Here is a 20,242-nt window from a genome sequence, read left to right as displayed (position 1 = left end):
CCGGCTTGAAAAGATCATGTCATGCAGAGGTCATTTAATTCAATTAATTTATATAGATAGAAAAAATGACATTTGTAGAATTGAGATAAATCGTTTATATTATTTGTACTTTTAATTCATGGAGGTGTTTATGGCTACTGCCCCGAGTAAAAAAACTGCAACAACGGACAAACCGGTTGCTAAAGCTGCCGGTAAGATTGCAGTAGTTCCCGCCAAAAAAATTGCAACGGCCGCTAAATTAGTTGCCACTCCTGCTGAAAAGCCAGCAACTAAGCCCGCCGCTAAGCCAGTGATCAAATCAGCAACCAAGCCTGCGACTAAATCAGCTGCTAAGAAAACGGTTGCTAAGGCCAAGCCAGTCGCAAAAATCGCTGCTGCTAAGTCAGTGAAACCAGCATCATTGAAGCCTGCGTCAGCCAAACCGGTCGTAGCCAAAACAGCGGTAGCCGCAACCGCGAAGGTGAAAAAAGAGAAACTCGTACGTGACAGTTTCACCATGCCTGAGTCCGAGTACGAAGTCCTCAGTTCCGTGAAAAAAGCCTGCCTGAGTGCCGGAATCGAAGTGAAAAAGAGCCAATTGCTGCGCATAGGTCTGGTTTTGCTGAATAAGGCCAATGTGACAGAACTGAAGACGTTAATCAGTGCATTGGCACCATTGAAGGCCGGACGTCCTAAAAAAGATAAATAAATTGCTCTGTAACAGCAGGCAAAAAGAATAACGAAAAAGATGGCAAAAAAGGTGACATAGTCGTGGTAGTTTCATCGCCTGATGGACCTGGCATCTACTTCGTTTGCGTGGAATATTTAATCGATAGTTGGGTCATTGCTTCACTAAGTTACCTCACTAAAGTACCACACTCACTCATCGTAATAAGCAGGCTCGCCTCAACCGCGAGCCTGTTGTATTTTTGCCTGTCATAAAACCGACATCAAACTGTCATCTTGTTGAAGTAATCCTCCATTAATCTTCGTCCGTCAAAATGCTAAACACAAAAAGGATGACGCATGAGATTACTCACGATACCTGCGGATGCCAATCCGAGTTTTTCTAAACTCAGCCTGAGTCTGGCGAGTACCGCCAAAGAAGTGAAAGAAGTCCAGCGCCTGCGCTACAAGGTTTTTATCGAAGCGATGGGCTTGTCTGCGCTCAGTAACCCAGACGGTCTCGACAAGGACGAATTTGATGAACACTGCGATCACCTGATCGTACGTGACACCAAAACTTTAAAAGTCGTCGGTACTTACCGCATCCTCGGTCCGAATGCAGCACGTCATATCGGCCGCTATTATTCCGAAACAGAATTCGACTTATCCCGTCTTCACAACATCCGCGGCAGTATTGCCGAAGCAGGGCGTGCCTGCATCCACCCTGACTATCGTAGCGGCGCAGTCATCATGCTGCTCTGGGCTGGACTGGCTGCGTATATGCGTCGTGAGCGTTGCTCGTACCTGATCGGCTGCGCAAGTATCAGCCTGACTGATGGTGGTCATAACGCCGCGGCGATTTACCGGAATTTTAAAGAGGCTGATTTCTCCCCTCTGGAATATCGTGTGACGCCACTGCTGCCGTTTCCATATGAAGAGATGGATGCCACGCATGATGCACGTATCCCACCTCTGCTGAAAGGCTATCTGCGCGCCGGTGCTTGGGTCTGCGGTGAACCGGCATGGGATCCTGATTTTCATTGTGCTGACCTGTTCGTGATGCTGCCCTTATCAAACCTGGATGATCGCTATGCGAAACACTATGGTACCGAGGAGATAGCAAAATGAAGCCTGGCGACCACTTCCTGAATCAGAAATTGTTTAAAACCAGTAAAAAAGACTTTATACGTTTTCGTAGTATCTGGATATCTGATCTGCATTTAGGAACGACTGGTTGCCAGGCAGCGCGCCTGCTCGAATTTTTGCAGGCTACAGAATCAGAGACCTTGTATCTGGTCGGCGATATCATCGATGGCTGGCAGCTCAAGCGTCGCTGGTACTGGGATCAGACGCACAACAATGTTGTACAAACCGTGTTAAAAAAAGCCAAAAAGGGAACCAATGTTATCTTCGTTCCCGGTAATCACGATGAATCGATCCGGCAATTTATCGATCTTGATTTTGGTGGCATCAAGGTCAGGGATGAACTGGTGCACGTCACTGCACAAGGTAAGCGCATGCTGGTGCTGCACGGCGATCGCTTCGACGGTGTAATCGCCTGCGCCAAGTGGCTAGCCTATGTTGGTGATAGTCTGTACACCGTCATTCTGAAATTCAATCAGGTCTTTAACAATTGGCGCGCCCGTGCTGGTTTGCCGTATTGGTCGCTCTCGCAATATCTGAAGCTCAAGGTCAAAAACGCTGTCAGCTACATCAGCTCTTTTGAAAATGCACTGGCCGACGAAGCACGCAAGCGCGATCTTGATGGTGTGATTTGCGGTCACATTCACAAGCCTGAAATTCGCGATATCGACGGCGTTCTTTACTGTAACGACGGTGACTGGGTTGAGAGTTTATCCGCGCTGGTCGAGGAGGCGAACGGCGAGCTACGGCTGGTCAGCTGGCACGACATCATGCAGGTCAATCATCCTGCATTACTACCAGAACCTGAATTAGTGAATTCCTGATTCACTATATTTTATGCGCCTTCCAGACCGAAATGCCTTGGAAAAGCTTATGAATACGGTGAAATGGCTTTTGGGAAGTTTTTTTTGAGATTGCCGGATCGTATCAGGTGAGCTGGCATAATCCTGACCCAATCAGATCGGCGGGACTTGCTGGGCCGCCGTCTTTATCCCAGTAAAACAACCAGCCAGCCTCGGAGAAATGTGTGACTCTGCGCGCAATGAATAGCATTGCCTGCTGCACCGCATGCCAGCTATCCACTCCATAAATCCTTGATGGATGCGAGTCGAGTATTCCAAGTGATACTGTGCAACCCCAGTCAAGATGATCCTTCACAGGAGCGGCAATACCTAAGATCAGTTCAGCACGTTCACCGTCCGGTGACACCGCATACCACTGGCGTTCTAATAAAAACTCGCTCATGACCAGATTCTTTCCCTTCAATTAGTTTCTGCGTGGCTGGCAGGCTTCACTTCGTTGAATAGAATTTTATTGGAAAAAGGGTCTGTCAAGCTCATGACACGATCGCCCCATGGGGCGATTTCGATACCTGGTTTATTGTATTTATAGGTTTTCTGAGACAATTCCTGGTACAAGATATCGATGTCCGGCGTATTCACAAACACCTTACTTCCCGGGGTGCAGTCGCCGGAGTGTTCACTTAGATGAAAAACTAAATTGTCTCTCGATACTTGCATGTAGAGCGGGAAATCTGCCTCAAACCGATGCTCCCAATCGATATTCATACCGAGAAATCCGATATAAAACTGTTTCGCTTTTTCTTCATCAAAAATGCGTAAAACAGGAATGCTCTGGAAGTTCATCGTCTATCCTTATTCGTACATCATTCAGGAGATCAATGATAGCGCAGTAGCACGATCAGAACATGACTACAACTGCGAATATGAACCCTAGACTATTTGATTACCAGGTCTGGAGACATGATCGCTTTGAGATAGGTTTGTATGCCTGCTTCGCTGTCTTCTTTGGCGCGTTGCTTCTGGCTGATCCACCAGACGTTGCCTTTGCGTACTGAGCAGTCTTGTTGTGCCGGCGCGATCAGACGGGCAGCCACCTGACCCAGCGTTGGCTGGTGGCCGACTATGAGGACTGGTTCGCGGCTGTTTGGCCAGTTTGCCGCTTGGAGCAGGGCGTCGGCATCGGCTTCGGGACCGATTTCGTAGATGACTTTGAACTTGCGATCGAGTGCCGCCATCGTCTCGCGGGTTCTGACCGTGGGGCTGACTAGAATGCGGCAGGTTTCTGGCAGATTGCTGTCTAGCCAGTAGGCCATTTTGTTGGCCTGTTTGATCCCTTTTCCTGTGAGCTTGCGGGCGCTGTCTGGCATGCCGGGAGCGGCCAGTTCTGCGTCGGCATGGCGCCACAGGATCAGGTCCATCTATTCCCCGTCCGTGTCCGATAACGATCCCAGGCGCTGCATCAGACTTTGCTGAGCACAGATAGATGCTTGCTTGGTGCGGGCTTTTTTGCGGTGATAGTCACCGTCGCTGTCAAGTGTCCAGGCGTTGACATTGTCCTTGAGATAGGGATCCAGACCTTCGGTGATTACACGTTTTTTCAGGGATTTATCTAATACCGGGAACGCGACTTCAATACGGCGGAACAGATTGCGGCTCATCCAGTCGGCGCTGGCGAGATGTACGTCGTGAGCGAGATCGTTGCGGAAATAATAGATGCGGCTATGTTCCAGAAAGCGGCCGATGATGGAGCGCACCTTGATGTTTTCTGATAAGCCCGGGACGCCGGGACGCAGCGCGCAGGCACCACGCACGATCAGGTCAATCTTGACGCCGTCTGCTGACGCTGCATACAGAGCACGGATCACGGATTCATCAAGCAAGGCATTCATCTTGGCGATAATCCGTCCCGGCCTGCCAGAGCGGGCGATCTTGGCTTCGTTTCGGATGGCTTTGATGATCTGCGGTTGCAGAGCAAATGGCGCGAGCCACAGGTAGTCGAGTTTTTTCGGTTTATTCAGTCCAGTCAGGTGGATGAACACTTCATTCACCTCAGCAGCAATCGCCGGATGCGCCGTCAGCAGACCAAAATCCGTATAGAACTTAGTTGTCGACGGATGGTAGTTACCTGTGCCCAGATGCGCGTAATGCCGCAATGCACCGCCTTCTTCGCGACGGATCACCAGCGCTAATTTTGCATGGGTTTTTAATCCGACGACACCGTAGACCACCTGAGCACCAGCGCGTTGCAGGCGATCTGCCCAGTTGATATTCGCTTCTTCATCAAAACGCGCCATCAACTCAACCACAACGGTGACTTCTTTACCGTGGCGTGCGGCGGTGATCAGTGACTCCATCAGATCCGAATTCATACCAGTGCGGTAAATCGTCTGCTTGATTGCCACTACCGCCGGATCGAGTGATGCGGAGCGGATGAAGTCGATCACTGTCTGGAAAGGTTGAAACGGATGATGCAATAAAATATCTTGCTTGCCGAGCAGGGTGAAGATGTCGGCGTGTGCGTATTTGGAATTGATCTTGGCAGAGAACGGCGGGAAGCGCAAATTCGGCTGCTTGACATGATCCACCAGCTCAGACAAGCGCACCATATTGACCGGGCCATCGACTGGATATAACCGGTCCTGATTAAGCGAGAATTGCGACAACAGGAACTGCGCAAGATCGTCCGGACAGTTTTTAGCCACTTCCAGACGGACGGCTGCGCCAAACTGACGCGTCTGTAATTCGCCTTGCAAGGCCTGACGCAAATTTTTCACTTCTTCTTCATCGACCCACAGATCACTATCGCGTGTCACACGGAATTGCGAATAAGCAAGAACTTCGCGTCCGTTGAATAAATCGCCGATATGCGCATGAATCACTGATGACAGCAGGCAGAACGATAAACCTTTGTCTGACAGTTCATCCGGCAGCTTGATCACTCGCGGCAGGACGCGTGGTGCTTTGACAATTGCAATCGCAGTACCGCGGCCAAAGGCATCTTTACCGGCCAGCGAGACGATAAAATTCAAACTCTTATTCACTACTTGCGGGAATGGATGCGCAGGGTCGAGGCCGATCGGTGTCAGAAGCGGTTTTACTTCGCGTTCAAAGTAGGCCTTGACCCAGGCTCTTTGTGCTTCGTTCCTATCGGTATGGCGTAAGAGATGAATACGTTTGCGTGCCAGTTGCGGCAAAATTTCCTGATTCAGGACTTCGTACTGACGTTTGGCGAGCTCATGACATTCTTTATTAATCCTGTCCATCATCGCGACGAAGGCCGGATGTTGCGCCAATTCGCCATCTACGGTGTTCTGTGCCAGCAGGCTTGCAACACGAACTTCAAAGAACTCATCGAGATTGCTACCGACGATACACAAATAACGTAAGCGCTCCATTAAAGGAATGGTTTTGTCCTCGGCCTGTGCCAGTACCCGCCAGTTAAAAGCTATTTGTGACATCTCCCGATCAAGGAAAATCGCTGATCGCGGTAATTCCTGATGTGTTGTCATAGAAGTCGCAGGCTTGACATGAGTGTTTTGCTCAATCGGTTCGACAGGCGTTGCCACTGATTCTGCCGGCGGGTTGGGGGCTTTCTGATCTTGCATGTTTGCTCGCGTGTCATAGAGACCGTCATATAGGTGCAGTGGATTGTAAAGAGGCAATATGACAAGTTTATGACAATTAATGACATACTAATCCTGTATTTCATCAAATATTATTGTGCGTCATAATCCTGTCATATTTGACTTGTAAAGTTCGCTCCGTAATAAATCAGTTATGAACCAGCAGTAATGGACCAGATCCAGACCGCTACGTGTTATCTAACCCCGAGGTGAATATGCAACTCAATCGACTCTTTACATCTTTGATGATCGCGTTTGTTACAGCGACAGCATCCGTTTCAGCAGTTCAAGCCGCCGACATGACTGGCGCAGGTGCGACTTTCCCTTATCCTATTTATGCAAAATGGGCAGAAGCTTACAAAAAAGCAACGGGTAACGGCCTCAACTATCAATCCATCGGTTCCGGTGGTGGTATCAAACAGATTAAAGCAAAGACAGTCGATTTCGGCGCGTCTGATATGCCTTTGAAGCTCGAAGAATTGGATGCAGAAGGTTTGACACAATTCCCGGCAATCATCGGTGGCGTGGTGCCAGTTGTCAATCTGGACGGTATCGCTCCAGGTAAAATGAAGATGACAGGCGACGTACTGGCTGCTATCTACATGGGCAAAATCACAAAATGGAATGCACCGGAAATCGCTGCAATCAATCCAGGCCTGAAATTGCCAGCAGAAGAAATCACTGTAGTACATCGCTCTGACGGTTCAGGCACTACATTCCTGTGGTCCGATTACCTGTCTAAAGTCAATCCAGAATTCAAAACAGTCGTTGGCGCAAGCACAGCGGTCAAATGGCCTGTCGGTCTGGGTGGGAAGGGCAATGAAGGCGTTGCCGCTAACGTACAGCGTATTAAGAATTCCATCGGCTACGTTGAATATGCTTATGTTAAGCGTAACAAAATGATTTACACCTTGTTGAAAAATGCAGATGGTCAATTCGCTGAACCTGATGATGAAAACTTCAAAGCGGCTGCAGCGGGTGCTGACTGGTCTAAAGCCCCGGGCATGTACCTGGTGCTGACTAACCAGCCAGGCAAAGTTACATGGCCTATCACTGGCGCGTCGTTCATCCTGATGCACAAAGCTCAGGCTGATGCTGAAAAAGGCAAAGAAGTATTGAAATTCTTTGACTGGGCATTCAAAAACGGCGGCGCAATGGCAACTGAACTGGAATATGTGTCCTTGCCACCTGCCGTAGTTAAGCTGATCGAAGATAGCTGGAAAGCGAAAGTTAAAGACGCATCCGGGAAAGCAATCTGGTAATTAGTTTGATCGATTGATCGGCACATTGCTGATGAAATTCCATCATCAATGTGCATGATTCGAATAAGTAAAAGCAGTTAAGCTAGCAGTAAAAAGCAAAGTGGAATTCGCGGTTGAGAGCGGCATCCACTTTGCCCAGAGTGTCAGAAGTTCCGTAAGACTCAGAACAACCCCTGAACGATTACCCGAACTACTTTAATGAGATGGAATTGTGTTCCATGCAGATACAACAACCTTCGATAGCCATGTCCACGCCCACTTCTCCAGCTAGCCCAAGCACCCTCCAGAACCACTCTCAGGTTGCTGCTTCGGCGCAATCAGCAGAAGTTAATATGGTGGCGGTCATGCGACGTCAGCAATGGCAAGATTTTATCTTCCACAAGCTGACATTCAGTTTTGCTCTATTCGTATTGGTGGTGCTGATCGGCATCATCATCTCCCTGATTATCCGTGCCTGGCCGGCGATGCAAGAATTCGGCCCCGGATTCGTGACAACCATCGAGTGGGATCCGGTCAATGATAAATACGGTGGCTTGATTGCGATTGTCGGCACGCTTGCCACTTCGGTGATCGCGCTGCTGATTGCTTTCCCGGTCAGTTTTGGTATTGCCTTGTTTCTCACCGAAATTTGCCCACCTTGGCTTAAGCGTCCGCTCGGTACAGCGATTGAATTGCTGGCCGGTGTGCCAAGTATTATTTACGGTATGTGGGGCTTGTTTGTGTTTGCGCCGCTGTTCTCTGAATATATACAGCCTGCATTACACAATACGCTGGGTAAATTGCCCGTCATCGGCGTAATGTTTTCCGGTCCTATGATCGGTATTGGTATTCTGGCAGCAGGCGTGATTCTGGCAATCATGATCATTCCGTTCATCTCCTCCGTCATGCGCGATGTATTTGAAGTCGTTCCTCCGGTATTGAAAGAATCTGCCTACGGCCTAGGTTGTACTAAATGGGAAGTCGTCCGCAAAATCGTCTTGCCTTACACCAAGATCGGTGTCGTCGGCGGCGTCATGCTCGGTCTGGGACGTGCACTTGGCGAAACCATGGCGATTACCTTTGTGATCGGTAATGCGCACAAATTATCCTGGTCCCTGTTCGCAGCAGGTAACAGTATTGCTTCGACTCTCGCGAATGAATTTGCTGAAGCGGAGACAGTGCTGCACACCTCATCCCTGTTCTTGCTGGGTCTGATCCTGTTTGTGATTACCTTTGTTGTGCTGTCGGCTGCCAAGCTGATGCTTCTGGGTTTAAGTAAAAAAGAAGGTGCAAAATGAGCGACAACTACCTGGCGGCAGCGCCTTTGCCGTTGAATTCTTCTCCAGATAATCCTGTTTATAAACGTCGTCTGCTGACGCACAAAATCGGTATCGCCTTATCTTCGCTGGCGATGGCCTTGGGCGTGTTCTTTCTGATGTGGATACTGGCGACCTTGCTGATCAAAGGTTTTTCGGCAATCAGTCTGGCAATGTTTGTCGAAACCACACCGGCACCAGGCAGTGATGGTGGCGGTCTGATGAATGCGATTGTCGGCAGCTTTATGATGGTCGGATTTGCGACACTGATTAGTACGCCGATTGGTATCCTGGCCGGTATTTATCTCGCTGAATATGGCGATAAGAGCTGGTTCGGCGGCGTCACGCGTTTTGTGACAGACATTATGTTGTCTGCGCCCTCGATTGTGATCGGTTTGTTCGTGTATGCGATCTATGTGTACAACGTTAAACATTTTTCCGGTTGGGCCGGCAGCTTGGCGATCTCACTGATTGCGATCCCTGTGGTGGTTCGTACTACCGATAATATGCTGGGTTTGGTGCCAACGAGCTTGCGCGAGGCCGCATTTGCGCTAGGTGCCCCACGCTGGAAAGTCGCTCTGCTGATACGTTTGCGTGCAGTAAAGGCAGGCGTCATTACCGGTATTTTGTTAGCTGTTGCACGTATCTCTGGCGAGACAGCTCCATTGCTGTTCACAGCCCTGAACAACCAGTTCTATAACGGCAATATGAATAAACCGATGGCGAATTTGCCCGTCGTGATCTACCAGTTTGCAATGAGCCCTTACGATAACTGGCGTGAGCTAGCTTGGGGTGGCGCCTTGCTGATTACGTTTAGTGTGTTGGGACTGAATATTCTGTCGCGCACGATGTTCAACCAAAAAGTTCAGAACTAATTTCCTTGGAATCCATAATGACAACGACCATGACAGAGCCAGCAACATCGACTATTGACAGCAAAATGGCGATCGAAATTTCAGGTTTGAATTTTTTCTATGGCGCGACCCGCAGTCTGCGCGACATCAACCTGAATATTCGCGACAAAAAAGTAACCGCCTTTATTGGGCCATCCGGTTGCGGCAAATCGACGTTGCTGCGTACCCTGAATCGTATGTACGATCTGTATCCAGGCCAGCGTGCCGAAGGTCAGATCATGTACAACGGTAAAAACATTCTCGATGCGAATCAGGATATCAACCTGTTGCGCGCAAAAGTTGGCATGGTTTTTCAGAAGCCCACACCGTTTCCGATGTCGGTCTATGACAATATCGCGTTCGGTGTACGTTTGTACGAGAACTTGTCTAAAGGCGAGATGGATGAACGCGTTGAATGGTCGTTGAAAAAAGCAGCACTCTGGACCGAAGTCAAAGACAAACTGAATAAGAGCGGTCTGAGTTTGTCCGGTGGTCAGCAACAACGTTTGTGCATCGCCCGCGGTGTCTCCGTCAAACCAGATGTATTGCTGCTTGATGAACCAACCTCGGCGCTGGATCCGATTTCAACCGTTAAGATTGAAGAATTGATTCATGAGTTGAAAGAGGATTACACCATCGCAATCGTGACCCACAATATGCAGCAGGCAGCCCGTTGTTCCGACTTCACAGCGTATATGTATCTAGGTGAGTTGGTGGAATTCGGTGAGACGGATCAGATTTTTATGAATCCTGTGAAAAAAGAAACTCAGGATTACATCACTGGCCGTTTCGGCTAGTCTCACACTGATTAAGCTATTGCCCGGAGCGATCTTGGTTCGGCGATGCTCGACGTACTAAAGTACGACTGCGCTTCTCAAACCAAGCTAGCCCTGCTCGCTACGCTTACTCAGCTCGCTTGTGAGATATTTAAGTAAAAACCAAGCAAAAAAATTGCACATTTAGGAGCATACCGTGACAGGCGAACATTCTTCAAAACAGTATGACAATGATCTGGAAACGATTCGTTCTAAGGTCTTGTTGATGGGTGGTCTGGTGGAGAGCCATTTCCATGATGCGATGTCGTGCTTTCGCACCGGTAATGCTGAGCATGCCGAGCAGGTGATTAAATCGGATCTGGAAGTGAATCGCCTCGAAGTGACTCTGGACGATATGTGCAGTCATCTGATCGTCAAGCGCCAGCCGGCAGCGAATGATTTGCGTACTGTCATGGCCACGGGAAAAGTAATTACTGATCTCGAACGTATCGGTGATGAGTCGACCAAGATTGCCCGGATTTCACGTGATGCAAGTCTGGCGCGCAAGCAGCAGGCGCTTTTCAATGGTTATGACGCCGTGCGTGTTCTGGCAGCGAGTGTTGGCGATATGTTGCATCAGTCGCTGGATGCGTTTGCGCGTCTGGATCAGGCTAAGGCAGTGCAGCTGATCGCTCAGGATGCCTTAATCGACAACGACTTCCGTTCGATCATGCGCAATCTGATCACCTTCATGATGGAAGATCCGAGCACGATTTCTTCGACACTGGATGCTTTATGGGTGGCAAAGGCAATCGAGCGCATTGGCGATCACGCCAAAAATATCGCAGAACATACTATCTACATCGTCGAAGGTAAAGACATCCGCCACTCCGATTATGTAGCGACTAAACAAGAGCAAAGTAACTAATTCATTCTATGATGGCTGCTGACAAGACCACTATTCTCATCGTTGAAGATGAGCCCGCCATCGTTGAGTTGGTGACCTTTACCTTGCGCGCCAGCGGATGGAATACCTATTCCGTCAACAACACGGCAGAGGCCTGGGAGTTCATTCAGCGCCGTACGCCACAATTAGTGCTGCTCGACTGGATGTTGCCTGACCAGAGTGGTTTGCGTCTCTTGTCAAAGATCCGTGGTGACCGTCAGCTGAACGAGGTGCCGGTCATTATGCTGACGGCAAAAAGCATGGAAGAAGACAAGATTGCCGGTCTTGATCACGGTGCCGATGACTATGTGACGAAGCCATTCTCGCCGCGCGAGTTGACAGCCCGTATCAAAGCTTTGTTGCGTCGCAAGAGCCCCGAGCATGCACAAAGTGCGCTTGCTGCTGGTCCGGTGATCCTGGATCCGGTCAGTTGCACGGTCAAGATCGATGAGCAAAAGGTCGATATCGGTCACGCAGAATACAAGCTGCTCAAGTTTTTTATGGCGCATCCCGAGCGCGTATTCTCACGCAGCCAGTTGCTCGACAAGGTCTGGGGTGATCATGTCGTTATCGAAGAACGTACGGTCGACGTTCATGTGCTGCGTCTGCGCAAGGTACTGAAAAATGCGGAATCCTTGATTAAAACAGTGCGCAGCGTAGGATATATGCTGTCGGAGAAATAGAGCGGCGCTCACCTTCGTTCGTGTTTCTGCAAGTGATCTAGGATCCTGCTGTATTTGCCAGACAATTTGATATACTCCCCCTGTAATTAATAAAAAACAGCCCAATCCGCACATTCTTATTGGTGGATTGAAATATACAGGGGTAGAGTATTTTCTCTTAAGCGTTACTTAGGGTAGTTAATGCATCCTCATCTTATCTTCTGGATCTCTGCCACCGTCCGTATTCTGGTGGTGCTGGGTCTGTCTGCTGCCGCCGGTTTTGTATGGGGACCTGTACCGGGTCTTGTTCTCGCTGTAATCGGTGTGATCGTCCTGATTGTCATTCAACTCTTCTTCTTGCTGCGCCTATCTGACTGGCTGGATAAACCGAATATCTCGCGTTTGCCAGATGGCTGGGGCGCTTGGACCGAAGTCTTCTCGCGTCTGTATCGTCTGCGTCGCGGCGATGAAAAAAATCAAACCGAACTGGCCGAATGGCTCGCCCGTTTTCGCCAGGCCATGACCTTATTGCCCGACGGCGTGGTGATCATGGATGACGTCCTGTTTCTTGAGTGGTGCAATCCCGCGGCGGAAAGCCATCTTGGCCTGAGCCTCAAGCAAGATAAAGGCATGCGGATTACCAATCTGGTCCGCAGTCCTGAGTTCATGGATTACATCATCCTCGGTCGCTATGATGTACCGCTGACGCTGTCGTTCCGCGAACGTAAGTTGATTGTCCATATCATCCCATTTGAAAACCGCAGACAGATTCTGGTCACGCATGATGTCACCGAATCCGAACGGATTGATATGATGCGTCGCGACTTTATTGCGAATGCCTCCCATGAATTGCGTACGCCGCTGACGGTGATCAACGGATTTTTAGAGATCGCCTCCCTGCAACCAGACCTCGACGCCTCAACCCGCATGTCACATCTGAAGCTGATGGCAGAGCAGGGCGAGCGTATGCAAAGACTGGTTGAAGACATGCTGACTTTGACCCGTCTGGAATCGATGGATTATCCGATGCGACCGGATCGCATCAATATGCGCGCGATGCTGGAACAGATAATCGAAGAAGCGCATGCCTTGTCCGCAGGTCGGCATATCATCACGCTAGAATTTGATGGACCGAATATCTTTGGCAGCACCGATGAGATACGTAGCGCTCTGACCAATCTGGTCACGAACGCGATTCGCTACACGCCAGAGAACGGTGAGATCAAACTGATCTGGAAGAATCTGTCGCAAGGGCCGAAATTTATTGTGCAAGACAATGGTATCGGCATCAGCGCCGAACATATTTCGCGCCTTACAGAGCGCTTCTATCGCGTTGATAAAAGCCGTTCGCGCGAGACCCAGGGAACCGGTTTGGGGCTAGCGATTGTGAAGCATGTGTTATTGCGACACAAAGCGAATTTAATGATTGAATCCACACCACAGGTCGGCAGTAAATTCTGCGCGCAGTTTCCGGCTGCTGCTGTGGTACAGGATGAAATCGAATGAATGTAATGGATCTGACTGGATCTGTGGCGGTATAAACGAAAAAGGGCATCACGTACAAATGTGATGTCCTTTTTCATTGCCCAGTTAATTCGTCTTAATTTTCACACGCCGTCCTACCGCAAACTGATCGTCTGTTTCTTCCACAGCGGATCTTGCCAGCGATAGAACACGCTGAGCGAATTAGGGTTGTCGGCCCAACGCTCTACCTGCAGCGATTCGCCGCTGACGATTTCAAAGCTGCGCTTGTAGCGGCCATCCACACGTGCTTCTCTCGCCATCAGGAGTTTTGTCGTTCCTGGTACCCATCCTGCAAATTCTGCGTAGCCCAGGTCCGGCTCTGCCGCTGCGGGCGGGATCACATCGATGACCCACTCTTTACCTGTTTGGTGGAACAGCCACATCTCGCGCCAGGTGTCCATCGGCTGTACGGCCAGCGTCAGCGCGGTGTGCTGGGGATTACTACGCGCTGAAGCTGTCCATACCAGGCTGTAGGTACAGCGTTGTGCCAGCGGGGCTTTACTATCGTGTTTGGCATCAAGTAATGCAACGCAGGTTTCACCCGGTTGCCCCGGTGTGGTGACGATGCGCAGGTTCTTGCTGTCGGCTGACGCCGGTAGCGGTGCTGGTGCCGGTTCTGCTGCCCAGCGCATGCTGCCGGTACGTACGCCTGCTTCTGCATAGCTGACGAGGTCTTCGTCGCTCATTTCGCTCTTATTCACGCCTGCTAATTCGATCAATGCGCGATTTGCTGCGGCTTCGCTGTTGTTGCTGTTTGTGCCGTTGTTGTCGCCTTTGCGCTGGCGCTGAAACGCAATACTGGACCAGACACCGGCGCGGCGCATGCGGATGCGGTTCTTCTGGTATTCAGGTAATTCCGTAATCTCAACCCTATCGAGCACCTCGGCGCGCCACAGATCGATACTATTGCGCTCGGTTGGCCGTGTCGCCGGATCGATGCAGTCGGGACGTGTCAGGGCCAGCGCCGCTTTTGCTTTTTGCATCTGACTAGCATTCATCGCGAGCACGCGGCGAAAAGCTTCGCCGTCATAGCAGAGCTGGATACGTCCATCCCTTTCTATGCCTTTTAAATTCACGCCGTAGTACGCGGCGACTTCCAGATGTGCGGCGATCTGGGTATCGCTTTGCTTGACACCCGGATTAAGCGTTTTGTTTGATGCGCGACGTGCCAGACGTTCTGCCATCCCGCCTAATGCATCAAAGGCTTCGGCGTTGATTGCCTGCACTGGAGCCGCCTTCAGGAAGGCGGCGGTGTAGGCGATGCCCAAGGCTTCGGCACCCGGGGTATCACGCAGAAAACGCACGACAGACAAAAGCTCAGGCGCGTCATCGGGCTTGGTCGAGATGATCCTTACCTGGCTTGCTTTGATATAGCCGGCACGCTCCCGGCGATGGTCATAGACTTGCAGGTAGTCGAGTTTTTCTCCGCGAATTTCCAGACTATCGCCTTGCCATAGCACAGCTTGTTGCTGTGCGCTGTCTTTGGGCGCGGCGCGCAATTGCGCCTGATCCTGGGTCACGATGGCAAGGACGGTAATGACAGCAGCTAACATGATTATTGGCTCTCTTCAGTGGACGTTGTTTGTGCTTGGGTCTGTGCCTGCAACTGCGTTTGCTGGTTTTTGCCAGCACCCAATAAAGCTGAGCCGATGAATCCGCCATCTGCCGGTGGTGGCGCAATAATCACCGAAATTTTGTCCGATAATTTATCCGCCATCGTTTTTTGAATGAGTAATGGATGTTTGCTCAGTAAGGCACCGTCGCGTTCGAGCTGGGCGCTGGCGACTTTACCGACCAGATCCTGACGATACGCTTCGGCGTCGGCGAGTTTACGGCGTGAGTCTGCCTCACCAGCGGCTTCGATGATGCGTGCCTGGGCGGAGCCTTCTGAGGTTTTGATGCGGGAGATTTTTTCGGCTTCAGCCTCAAATTGTCTCTGTTCAATTTGTTTTTGTTTAAACGGCAGTACATGTTTCATCGCTTCTTCCTGTGCTTTGGCGGCGATGATCTGCTCGCTGGCAGCGGCTTCTGCGTTTTTTTCACGGCGGATCTTTTCTGCATCGGCTTCAAGTGCGGTTTGCTGGACTTGCTTGCCTTTGAGTTCTAAGGTGTAGCGCATCTTTTCGCTTTCTAGTTCTTCTGCAAGGAGTTTTTCCATGCCGACTTTGTAATCAGGTGGCAGATCTACTTTACCCATCATGACGCTACGCAGAATCACGCCATCGGTAGCGAGTTTGGGCTTGAGTTCGGCTTCGATCTGTTGCTGGATTTCCTGACGTTTGCTGGAGAAAATTTCTCTCACGGTGTATCGGGTAAACGCTTTATAGATGACACCTTGCACCGCTGGTTCGACGATTTCACCGTTGATATCTTGCGGCAGGCTTTTGCTCATGCTCGTCAGTTTCGCTGGGTCGAGCACATAACGTATGGTCAGATCCACCCCCAGCGATAAACCTTCGATCGACTGGAAAGGCGCCTCGCCATTGGCTTTGGCGCTTTTCACCGGGCGGTAGGTCTGGTCCAGCAGCGAGTAGCGACGCAACTCATGGATGCCAGGAATCGCCATCACGGTACCGGCACGCAGTTCTTCCGAAACGCCAGTCAGTTGATTGATGCGGATACCGACATCGCCGCGTTCTATTGTCTGGACGGGTGGATGCTGAATCACTGCAAAAGCGGCGGTGCCGAGGACGGCCAGAACCGCAAAGCGTTTGATGATAGTGCCGCCGTGTGTTTTGATGCCGCCGGAGATACTGCCGGAGATGTTGTTAGAGTTGATACCAGATGCGTCATTGCCAAACCCGCCAGAGACATGGCGTAGGCCAGATACGCTTTTTGATAAGGTGGAACGGATGGCTTGTACGATGGCTTTGATACGGTCAGACATGACATTCTCCTGTGATGTTGTGGTCGGGTGCCGCGTTCATTCGCTGCTGTTCCCTGAGACACATCATGCGACTGTGTGCGCGGAAGAATCAACGAGGCAGCCGTGCCAGTATCTTCATCGCTCCCGAGCACTTGTTCCGTCTGCGGAGCCAGCGGAAAACCGTGTGAGTAAAAACTCACAGCCTGACGTATGACTTTTGCATCGAAAGCGTGGATACTTCACTCATCAGTGACCAGAACGAAGCAGGAGAAGCGCAGCATGGTAAAAGTAGCCGTAATCGAAGACGATCTGCCGACCAGTAATCAACTCAAGTCCTGGATAGAATCGGCGAAGCCGGGCATCCAGGTTGATCAATGGTTTAGCCGTGACGACGCCGAAGCCGCGCTGGCACGTGAGACCTATGATCTGGTGGTGCTGGACATCGAGCTGGGGCGCGAGCGTCATGCCGGTGTGGCGATCATTAATGTCATCAATAAGAGTCAGGCCACGCCGGTACTCGTCGTGTCCGCCATGCCTGCGACGATTTACCGCAGCATCATGAAGGCACTGGATGCCTGGGATTATTTGCAAAAAGCGACGTTTGAAGAGGCGGATTTCATCGATACCTTCTTAGAAATTTTACGCGCAGTCAAAGAACGCAAACAGCATAAGGACAACGGCAAACAAGTTGAGATCATCGATGAACTGGCGATGGATCCATTGCGTCAGCGCAGCCCGATCTGGCGCGGCCAGCGTATTAATTTGCCGCTGACCGCACAACGGATTCTGGCAGCACTGTTCGCCAGTCGTGGCCAAGTAGTGTCTTACGATGATTTATACGAGGTCGTCAAGAGCGGCCGTAACCGCGACAATATCAGAAAGCATGTTAGCACTATCCGCGACGCTTTCCGCGAAATTGATCCTGGGTTTGAATGTATAGAAAACGTACCGATGCGTGGTTTTCGCTGGGTGGATGGCAAGTGATGAAAGCGCTTTTTTCTGTACTGGCACCGTATCGTTTGCGTCTCTTATTTCGCACCGCCTTTCTGCTACTTGCCGTGGCCACGGTTGCGTTGGCGCTCTCTGTACTGCAACAGGAGAAGCAACTCAGCTATAAGAATTATCAGCACAGTTTTAATAAAACCCGTGAGCAGATACTCTCAACCTTACGTCATCCCGCAGGTCAACTGGCCTTATTGAATCCACCCGCAGACAAAGGCGGTGAAGGCTTGCATCCTTTGCTGTTGCCGTTCTCGGCGCTGGATTTTGATGATCAGAATAAGGTGCAGCAGGCAGTAGCGATGTCGGGCTGTCTGGTGCAATACGGCAGCAGTGGTTCGTTGTGTCTGGGCATCGGTAATAATCCGTGGGCAGGTGGTTATATCTACGCGGCAGGTAGCTTCAATAGTGCCGATCTGGTCGCGCATCAGCGGGGTGATGAGAGTCTGGTGCAAGCGCACAGAATGCAGGTCAGCGTCAGCCTGCGCGGACAAACATATCAATGGATTGCACCATTCGAAAAAATGCCAGATGCAGGAAAAAAATCCCCAGGATTGCGCGGTCGCCTGACCGGATTCTGGACCAGTGAGGCCGACAAGCCAAATGCCCGGCCAGTGAAGGAATTCCGCGGTTGGATCTGGCAAAACGCGAATTGCAATCAGGCCGAACTCGATGATCAGGATCACACTTGCAGTAAGACTTCGTTCTATTCCTTGCGCTTGCCTATCGCTATCTGGCAAGAGGCCTTATTTGAGAAAAAACGCCCGGTCTGGCCACCCGAAGATCTCGATCAGATTAAAGTCAGGATCGCCGTGCTGGCGCCGGACAGCAACGACACCTTGTTCGATAGTGAAAAGGAGACGCCGACGCCGCCATTCTCACTAAAAGATTTACAAAGTCAGTTATTGCCCGGTGAGACAGTGAGAATACGCAAGCTGTCGGGCGCTAAAGAACTGGTGAACCTGAGTGGTCAGGTCGAACAAGAGAGCGACTCGTGGAATGCATTGACGCGCCTGATTCGCCGCTTGCCTGTGGATGAGTACGATACGCCGCTGGAAAGTCGTGACCAGATCACAACCGCACTCGATAGTTACGAGGTCGTACTTAAAGGCGACTTGCGTAGTGTGAGCAAGAGCCTGGCCGTCGTGGCGACCCGCGTGTCCTGGTTTGTCGGTGCGATGTTGCTGGCGCTATTTCTCACCTGGCTGATCATGGAAATCAGCATTATCCGCAAAATCACAGTCCTGACTAAACGCGCCGCATCTTTGTCCAAAACGGTTAAAGGCACCGGAGGTTTACAACAGTTTGAGTTGGGAGATTTACGTGGTGATGACGAGTTAGGCGTACTGGCAAGTTGCTTGCACGATTTGCTGCGACGGGTCAAAGAAGACGTCGAACGCGAAGGCATCCGCGCCGAGCAAGAGAAGCAGATGTGGCATGCCGTAGGTCACGAGATTATGTCGCCATTGCAGTCACTGATGGCGCTGCATGGAGCAGCTGATGATCAGAGTAGTCGCTATATTCACCGCATGCAGCAAGCAATACGCGTGTTGTATGGCAGCGCCTCGCCAAGTGAAGCATTTCAATCGACAGAGCTGCAAGTTACCAGCATCGACATCGCGGCTTTCTTGCGTAACGTGGCGGACAACGCGCCTTGCGTCGGCATTTCTCACGTTAAATTTAATAGTAGTGCGGAACCGATCATGGTCAGGGCTGATGATTATTCGCTGGAGGACGTCGTCACCCATGTGCTACGTAATGCCGATCGCTATCGCCTGCCCGGGAGTCCGGTTCGGATTGACTTGCTGACCAGCGAGACGGGCGTCACCATCATTATCCACAACACTGGTCCGCATATTGCTGTCGATATGCTGGACAAGATTTTTGAATACGGTGTCTCCGATCAGCAGGACTCGGGAGCAAATGGCAACCGAGGGCAGGGCTTGTTTGTCGCGAAAACCTATATGGCAAAAATGGGTGGCACGATCAGCGCGCATAATACACATGATGGTGTAAGCTTTGTGCTAAGTTTGCAGCGGGCGCATTGAGGTTTTTGCTGCGGTTTTTGCCTCACGTCTTTGCTTGTAATTGGCGTCTAACCGATACGTAACCGGTTCGTAGCTGGCTACGGATTGGGCTGTAACCCGCATGCAATTTGCTTGTGACTGGTTCCTAATTAACTTATGCGAGCTTTTTAATTATTCATTCCATTGTCTATCAAAGATCGAGACATCATGATTACTGCGATTAACCATATCAATATCAAAGCCCCGTCGGATTTACTGGAACGTGTGCGGGATTTTTATTGCAGCGTCCTCGGTTTGCACACAGGACATCGTCCGGCGTTTAAGTCGCATGGTTATTGGTTATATGCAGGGGATAGCAGCATCATTCACTTGTCAGAAGCAACGGTGCTATCTTCCGGAGATAGCGATGCAATCGCGACGACAGGCTATTTTAATCACATCGCTTTTTCTTGTCAGGATCTGGCACAGACCAAAGAGCAGCTTGAATTGTTCGGTATTTCATATACCGTGAATTCAGTGCCTGAGACGCAGCAAGTCCAGTTATTTCTTACCGACCCTTCAGGGCTCGGTGTCGAGTTAAATTTTGCGCTGGCAATTTCTCTGGATTAATATCACAAGTTTTTAGAAGGGATCGCCAGTGATGACTTCTTTTTTAATTGCTGCTATGAAAGCGCATTGGACTTCCCCTAATTTCGTAGACAACTCTTAACTTCCAAATTGTTGTTGCTCGAAAGCTAGGGGACTCATCTGATTCAAATGACTATGTCGCCGTTTGCGATTGTAGAACACTTCGATGTAA

At 50.5% G+C, this 20,242-nt stretch carries 20 protein-coding genes; 13 read left to right on the top strand and 7 right to left on the bottom strand.

The window, feature by feature from the left end; translation table 11 throughout:
• Positions 1–130: 130 nt before the first annotated feature.
• From ACO0LE_RS17735 to ACO0LE_RS17725, 3 genes are all read left to right on the top strand, one after another.
• Entirely contained in the window at positions 131–688 is a 558-nt protein-coding gene (locus tag ACO0LE_RS17735) for a hypothetical protein (protein WP_422961669.1), read from the top strand.
• Positions 689–1,005: 317 nt separating this feature from the next.
• Positions 1,006–1,773 (top strand): GNAT family N-acetyltransferase, encoded by a 768-nt coding sequence (locus ACO0LE_RS17730; protein WP_422961668.1) that lies wholly within the window; start codon positions 1,006–1,008, stop codon positions 1,771–1,773.
• Positions 1,770–2,612, top strand: a complete 843-nt coding sequence (locus ACO0LE_RS17725; protein ID WP_422961667.1) for a UDP-2,3-diacylglucosamine diphosphatase — start codon at positions 1,770–1,772, stop codon at positions 2,610–2,612. The genes ACO0LE_RS17730 and ACO0LE_RS17725 overlap by 4 nt, the downstream gene beginning before the upstream one ends.
• Positions 2,613–2,715: 103 nt before the next feature.
• Here ACO0LE_RS17725 and ACO0LE_RS17720 read toward each other — a convergent pair whose 3' ends face one another.
• The 4 genes from ACO0LE_RS17720 to ppk1 form a co-directional block, all read right to left on the bottom strand.
• Positions 2,716–3,033: a DUF6968 family protein gene (locus tag ACO0LE_RS17720; protein WP_422961666.1), complete on the bottom strand. Its 318-nt coding sequence runs from the start codon at positions 3,031–3,033 to the stop codon at positions 2,716–2,718.
• 17 nt (positions 3,034–3,050) lie between these two features.
• Positions 3,051–3,434: a glyoxalase superfamily protein gene (locus ACO0LE_RS17715; RefSeq protein ID WP_422961665.1), complete on the bottom strand. Its 384-nt coding sequence runs from the start codon at positions 3,432–3,434 to the stop codon at positions 3,051–3,053.
• A gap of 92 nt (positions 3,435–3,526) precedes the next feature.
• Complete coding sequence (gene sixA, locus ACO0LE_RS17710; RefSeq protein ID WP_422961664.1) at positions 3,527–4,009, bottom strand: phosphohistidine phosphatase SixA; 483 nt, start codon at positions 4,007–4,009, stop codon at positions 3,527–3,529.
• A complete protein-coding gene (ppk1, locus tag ACO0LE_RS17705; RefSeq protein ID WP_422961691.1) occupies positions 4,010–6,100 on the bottom strand; it encodes a polyphosphate kinase 1 in 2,091 nt (696 codons plus the stop codon).
• 359 nt (positions 6,101–6,459) lie between these two features.
• On the opposite strand from ppk1, the gene pstS reads away from it, so the two are divergent.
• From pstS to phoR, 7 genes are all read left to right on the top strand, one after another.
• Positions 6,460–7,476 carry a phosphate ABC transporter substrate-binding protein PstS gene (pstS, locus tag ACO0LE_RS17700; RefSeq protein WP_422961690.1) on the top strand — a complete coding sequence of 339 codons (1,017 nt, stop codon included), beginning with the start codon at positions 6,460–6,462 and terminating at the stop codon, positions 7,474–7,476.
• A 332-nt stretch (positions 7,477–7,808) separates the two neighbouring features.
• Complete coding sequence (gene pstC, locus ACO0LE_RS17695) at positions 7,809–8,753, top strand: phosphate ABC transporter permease subunit PstC (RefSeq protein WP_422957234.1); 945 nt, start codon at positions 7,809–7,811, stop codon at positions 8,751–8,753.
• Positions 8,750–9,646 (top strand): phosphate ABC transporter permease PstA, encoded by an 897-nt coding sequence (gene pstA, locus ACO0LE_RS17690; protein ID WP_422961663.1) that lies wholly within the window; start codon positions 8,750–8,752, stop codon positions 9,644–9,646. Before pstC ends, pstA begins: the two co-directional genes overlap by 4 nt.
• A gap of 17 nt (positions 9,647–9,663) precedes the next feature.
• Entirely contained in the window at positions 9,664–10,461 is a 798-nt protein-coding gene (gene pstB / locus ACO0LE_RS17685) for a phosphate ABC transporter ATP-binding protein PstB (protein ID WP_422961662.1), read from the top strand.
• Positions 10,462–10,636: 175 nt separating this feature from the next.
• Positions 10,637–11,347, top strand: a complete 711-nt coding sequence (gene phoU / locus ACO0LE_RS17680; RefSeq protein ID WP_422957167.1) for a phosphate signaling complex protein PhoU — start codon at positions 10,637–10,639, stop codon at positions 11,345–11,347.
• Between the two features lie 11 nt (positions 11,348–11,358).
• On the top strand, positions 11,359–12,048 hold the full coding sequence (gene phoB / locus ACO0LE_RS17675) for a phosphate regulon transcriptional regulator PhoB (protein ID WP_422961661.1): 690 nt from the start codon (positions 11,359–11,361) through the stop codon (positions 12,046–12,048).
• A 180-nt stretch (positions 12,049–12,228) separates the two neighbouring features.
• Positions 12,229–13,533, top strand: coding sequence for a phosphate regulon sensor histidine kinase PhoR (phoR, locus tag ACO0LE_RS17670; protein ID WP_422961660.1), 1,305 nt, complete (start codon positions 12,229–12,231; stop codon positions 13,531–13,533).
• A 113-nt stretch (positions 13,534–13,646) separates the two neighbouring features.
• Here the strand turns inward: phoR and ACO0LE_RS17665 are convergent, their stop codons facing one another.
• Positions 13,647–15,104, bottom strand: a complete 1,458-nt coding sequence (locus ACO0LE_RS17665) for a hypothetical protein (RefSeq protein ID WP_422961659.1) — start codon at positions 15,102–15,104, stop codon at positions 13,647–13,649.
• Positions 15,105–15,106: 2 nt separating this feature from the next.
• The gene (locus tag ACO0LE_RS17660; protein WP_422961658.1) at positions 15,107–16,438 is read right to left on the bottom strand and encodes an SPFH domain-containing protein; all 1,332 of its coding nucleotides are present in this window, start codon (positions 16,436–16,438) and stop codon (positions 15,107–15,109) included.
• 258 nt (positions 16,439–16,696) lie between these two features.
• Here ACO0LE_RS17660 and ACO0LE_RS17655 point away from each other — a divergent pair, with 258 nt between their 5' ends.
• The 3 genes from ACO0LE_RS17655 to ACO0LE_RS17645 all read left to right on the top strand — a co-directional run bounded on the left by ACO0LE_RS17655 (position 16,697) and on the right by ACO0LE_RS17645 (position 20,052).
• Positions 16,697–17,401 (top strand): response regulator transcription factor, encoded by a 705-nt coding sequence (locus ACO0LE_RS17655; RefSeq protein WP_422961657.1) that lies wholly within the window; start codon positions 16,697–16,699, stop codon positions 17,399–17,401.
• On the top strand, positions 17,350–19,464 hold the full coding sequence (locus ACO0LE_RS17650) for a sensor histidine kinase (protein ID WP_422961656.1): 2,115 nt from the start codon (positions 17,350–17,352) through the stop codon (positions 19,462–19,464). The genes ACO0LE_RS17655 and ACO0LE_RS17650 overlap by 52 nt, the downstream gene beginning before the upstream one ends.
• A gap of 186 nt (positions 19,465–19,650) precedes the next feature.
• Positions 19,651–20,052, top strand: a complete 402-nt coding sequence (locus tag ACO0LE_RS17645; protein WP_422961655.1) for a VOC family protein — start codon at positions 19,651–19,653, stop codon at positions 20,050–20,052.
• Between the two features lie 96 nt (positions 20,053–20,148).
• On the opposite strand, the gene ACO0LE_RS17640 is transcribed toward ACO0LE_RS17645, so the two are convergent.
• A partial coding sequence (locus tag ACO0LE_RS17640; protein WP_422961654.1) for an IS3 family transposase occupies positions 20,149–20,242 on the bottom strand: 94 nt, incomplete at its 5' end.

The organism is Undibacterium sp. Xuan67W (genome assembly GCF_049340165.1).
GTDB lineage: Bacteria > Pseudomonadota > Gammaproteobacteria > Burkholderiales > Burkholderiaceae_D > Undibacterium.
Note: the sequence above shows the minus strand (reverse complement) of the source record. Positions and strands in the feature narration are given on the sequence as shown.